This is a genomic window from Occallatibacter sp., assembly GCF_049802275.1.
In the GTDB taxonomy this organism is placed as follows: domain Bacteria; phylum Acidobacteriota; class Terriglobia; order Terriglobales; family Acidobacteriaceae; genus Telmatobacter.
Genome location: NZ_JBARMD010000580.1, coordinates 1 through 3,493, shown reverse-complemented (window position 1 = coordinate 3,493; position 3,493 = coordinate 1). Strand labels below are relative to the sequence as shown.

General features: G+C 53.3%; 4 protein-coding genes. 1 reads left to right on the top strand and 3 read right to left on the bottom strand.

What is annotated here, in order from left to right; genetic code table 11:
• Positions 1-233: phosphatase PAP2 family protein (locus tag WA354_RS19900; RefSeq protein ID WP_472814765.1), on the bottom strand; the 233-nt coding region annotated here is incomplete at its 3' end.
• A gap of 140 nt (positions 234-373) precedes the next feature.
• On the opposite strand from WA354_RS19900, the gene WA354_RS19895 reads away from it, so the two are divergent.
• Positions 374-1,708, top strand: a complete 1,335-nt coding sequence (locus WA354_RS19895; protein ID WP_472814764.1) for a glycosyltransferase family 87 protein — start codon at positions 374-376, stop codon at positions 1,706-1,708.
• Positions 1,709-1,854: 146 nt separating this feature from the next.
• Here the strand turns inward: WA354_RS19895 and WA354_RS19890 are convergent, their stop codons facing one another.
• Together WA354_RS19890 and WA354_RS19885 are read right to left on the bottom strand one after the other, a co-directional pair.
• Complete coding sequence (locus WA354_RS19890) at positions 1,855-2,247, bottom strand: DUF192 domain-containing protein (RefSeq protein WP_472814763.1); 393 nt, start codon at positions 2,245-2,247, stop codon at positions 1,855-1,857.
• 263 nt (positions 2,248-2,510) lie between these two features.
• The coding region (locus WA354_RS19885; RefSeq protein WP_472814762.1) for a type II and III secretion system protein family protein at positions 2,511-3,493 on the bottom strand (983 nt) is incomplete at its 5' end.

The window sequence follows — 3,493 nt, the reverse complement described above, 5'->3', positions numbered from 1 at the left end:
GAGATACAAACAAGGACGGTCAGAATCCAGGCCAAGACGCGCAACCGCCGAATTAAGCCAAGCGCAACAGCGGATAGCAGAGCAAGAGCAACGTGAAAAGACGGGAAAGACACGATCGCGGTATCATTCAGGTCCATTTGCACCGTTCTGTCACCGGCGAGTATCTTTGTTTGTTTGAAGTTTTGGAGCGCAGGCTTAATATAATTTGAATGTTCGAATCGAAGTGCGGCCACTTTTCCCTTGGACAATGCGATTGTAATCGCGGCTTCCGATTACGCTCCGGAACGACGTCGGATGTCGTGGATTGCCGACAATACGCGGAATTTCGTCTGTTGATTCGAAACTCTGCGCCGCTGAGACGGGGAGCAGAAGCATGACGAAGGCACGTGCGGCAATCTTCCTTTTGCTGTCGTTGTGCAGCATGTTCTCGCTGTTTTGGGGTTTCGCTCTCGAGCATTCGGCCCGTGGCATTATTGTGGACCTACGGGTTGTTTATCTGGGCACGCGTTGCCTCCTCCAAGATGGCGACCCATACAACGAGAGGCAATTAAAGGCTGTTTATCAGTTGGAAGGGGGCGAGCACTCTTCAAACCCCGTCGCACTGACCGAGCTTCCACGAGTCCTTCTACAGCTCTACCTCCCCACTACATATTTCTTTATGGCGCCCTTCGCATTACTGCCGTGGTCGGCAGCCCAATTTTTTTGGACGGGTTTCACAGCCGCAATGTTCACGCTTGCGGCATTTCTAATGTGGGCGCTTGCGCAAGCATACGCATCGAATGTCGCATTCTATCTGATAGCCTTCTTGCTTGCTAACTGTGGGATTCTCTTTGCTGGCGGGAACCCAGCCGGATTAGCCATTGGACTCTGCCTCGTGGCCGTCTGGTGTTTTCTCGAGAACCAATACGTAATTGCAGGCGTTTTCTGCCTCGCTCTGAGCCTGGAGCTAAAGCCCCATGATACGGGCTTGGTCTGGCTCTACTTCCTCCTGGCCGGTGAAGCGCATCGAAAACGGGCGTTGCAAACGCTCGCCCTCACCTTAGTACTTGCAATTCCTGCTTTCCTGTGGATCTTCCATGTCTCGCCTCAGTGGATGCGGGAAATGTCAGCTAATCTGCTCGTTACCTCAGCCTACGGTGAAGTCAACGACCCCGTTACTAGCTCCATGAATAAAAGTGGCAGTGGCGTGATCATTGATCTGCAGACAGTCATGAGTCTATTCCGCGATGATCCACGTTTCTACAACCCTGCGACCTACCTGATCTGCGGATCTCTTCTGCTTGGCTGGATGAACGTTACCGTGCGCGCTCCCGCGGCGCTATCGAAAGACTATCTGGCTCTGGCGGTCATCGCTCCTCTCTCCCTGTTGCCGGTCTATCATCGTCCACATGACGCGAAGCTGTTGATTCTGACAATTCCCGCTTGTGCGATGCTCTTGGCCGAAGGCGGCTTGCTCGGGCGAGTTGGGCTCATGCTGAATTCCTTGGCGATCCTGATTACGTCAGACCTCCCGATAGCGATGCTTGCGATCCTCACCAAGGATTTGCACTTCTCTAACAAAAGCCCTCTGTTCAACGCAATTGTGAGCCTCCTTGCTCGTCCGATACCCATTATCCTTCTGGCCTTGGCTTCCTTCTATCTGTGGGTGTTTGTGCGCCGCTTTCCGAGCAAGTTGGGCGTCCCGGATACGAGCGAGCAACAGGTTTGAGTTGTTCCACCCTGGGCGCGTTACACAAGGCTGCGATGTTGGATATCTTCGGAAATCGCAGAGGAATTTCCGCCTGAAACATCTTGGCTGATTTTTGCGCTATCGTCGCCGAAGCAAGGACGCATCCAGATCCGTCTCAAGCAAAATCACCCCCTGAGCGAGCCGGTCGATTCTGGCAGCGGCAAAAACTCAATGAGGTCACCCGGACGAGACTGTGATTCATGAACGATCCCTGAGGGCAGTTCAAGTACAGAGTGAGCGGACAGGCACACTGACAATCGCCAGGGAGATACGCCAGTCGCGACTTTCTTGATCCGAAGTTTCCGATCGAGGTAGATAAGATCGATGTCGAATTGCATGAAGAAGGTGTGGATCGCCTCGCAGGGCACAATCCATAATCCTTCTCCGCGCGCCAGGCCTTTACGTCCTAACAGGCCTTTCGATCTTTTACCTCCACTCTTGGCGACCTCTGCCTTGCCAGCTAACTCGGTGCCGCGCGTCAGGTTCATCACCCTCAGCCGTTCAGACTCGGTGGGCATTTTTTCTCCTCGTGTCGTTCCAATCGAGATGATGACCAATCGCGCAGTTTCATCAAATTCTCGATAACTCCATCACTTTGGTCCTAGAACAGAATCCTGAATTCGCTTCAGAATTCGCACCGAGAAAGTGGTAGCAGGACTTGGGAATCTCAGTTCTCGGCGCGACCGAAAAGGGCGCAAATAGCATGTGTCCCCAGCGAGAAGTGCGCTGGGGACACATCTTGAAGCTCAGCTCCTGATGAACCGATTTGAACACCTGTTGGCTACTGCGGTGCTGGCTGGGTTGATGTCGAGGCTCCGCTGCCGCCTCCGCCGACGCTCATGCTTCCTTCGACAATCAACGGCGTTTCCGGCTTATTGCTTTCAATCAGCTTCTCCACGGGGATCGATGCCGGAGGAGGCACTGGCGCACTACCGGCGACCTTATTGTCCGGTGTATGCATCGGAATCGGCGAATTCGGAGGGAGGAACCCTTCCGGAAACTTCAACTCCGGCAATGGCGTGCCTGCATCGATTGGATTCACAATTTCCGGAGTGACTATGACGATCAATTCCGTGTTGGATTTTTGCCTTTGCATGGATGTAAAGAATTTGCCCAGAATCGGAATGTCGCCGAGAAATGGAATTTTCTCAAAATTGTCCGTTTCGCGATTATCGAGCAGACCGCCAATGACGAAACTCTGTCCATCGGCCAGTTCAACTTCCGTCTTGACGCGCCGGATGGTGAGGGCCGGGACAGAAGCGCCACCAATGTTGACTGAGTTTGCATAATCGAGAGAACTGACTTCGGGCGCAACCTGAAGCCTGATTGTTCCGCGATTCGTTATTGTAGGCAGGAAGGCAAGAAGAATGCCGTATTGCTTGTACTGAATGGTGATGGGAGCAGACGTTCCGCCGCTAACGCCGGTCTGCGCCACTGGATAGGGGTATTCACCGCCTGCCAAGAAGCTAGCCTGATGTCCATTCCTCGCCATCACGTTCGGCTCGGCAAGAACCTCTGCCAAACCCTTCTGCTCGAGCGCCTGGATGGTCACGCCGAGATTGATGCCCGGATAGTATGCAAACAAGTTCAATGGGTTGACGTTGTTAAGGGTCGGAGTAGACCCCCCCGAAAGCTGAGGTACTGTGGGCGTGTACTGGTTTGTCGAGATCGTACCGATCGTATTTCCAAACCCTGTACTGAAGATGTTTATGCCAAGCTGCTTTTCCTTTGTCCGGTCGATGCTGGCGAAACGGACTTTAAGAA